This window comes from Xanthomonas axonopodis (assembly GCF_001304695.1).
GTDB lineage: Bacteria > Pseudomonadota > Gammaproteobacteria > Xanthomonadales > Xanthomonadaceae > Xanthomonas > Xanthomonas axonopodis.
Map to the genome: position 1 here is coordinate 1 of NZ_JFAQ01000323.1, position 607 is coordinate 607.

A 607-nucleotide genomic window follows, 5' to 3' on the forward strand; every position below is an offset into this window, starting at 1 on the left:
CGCGCGGACGGAACGGGCGATGCGTGACCATTGGCTCGATCACCGCCGTGAACACCGGCGCCAGTGCGATACAGGTCGCCGCCACCGATGCATTGGCCAGTTTGATCGCGCCGTAGAAGGTGAGCCAGTGCAAGGCAACCAGCGCGCCGATGCCGCAATAGCCCAGCACCACACGTCCGGACAAGCCGCGCAGCCCGCGCCACACGCGTGGCCACAAGGCCAGTGCCACCACGACGATCAACATGCGCCACCACACCAGCGGCAATGCCTGCAGTGTGATCAGCTTGCCCAGGATCGCAGTAATGCCCCAAAGCAATACGCAGAAGTGGATTTGCAGTTGCGCCTTGCGCAGGTCTGTCTTGGGCATGCGCCATTGTCGCCGAAAACTGCGTGGATGTTGCGCTGCGAGGGACGCGGCGCCGGTGTGCAGCGGCGGGTTGAGGGAATGGCTGACCAGGCCGTCGCGCAGTCATCGCGCGACCTGCCAGCCATCGACCGACTTGCATCATGGCAGGATGGTCGATCAGCGCCCTGATACGCCCAGGGTTCCGTAGACACTCAAGACCCTCGTTGCGCGTAGCGCCGTTCAGACTCTACAGGGGACAGG

1 protein-coding gene is annotated in these 607 nt (G+C 64.1%); it reads right to left on the reverse strand.

All coding sequences use genetic code 11. The annotated features are described in order from the left end of the window. Positions 1–367, reverse strand: a 367-nt coding sequence (locus XAXN_RS20070; RefSeq protein WP_167694854.1) for an EamA family transporter, incomplete at its 3' end; no start/stop codon positions are given. Positions 368–607: the final 240 nt, after the last annotated feature.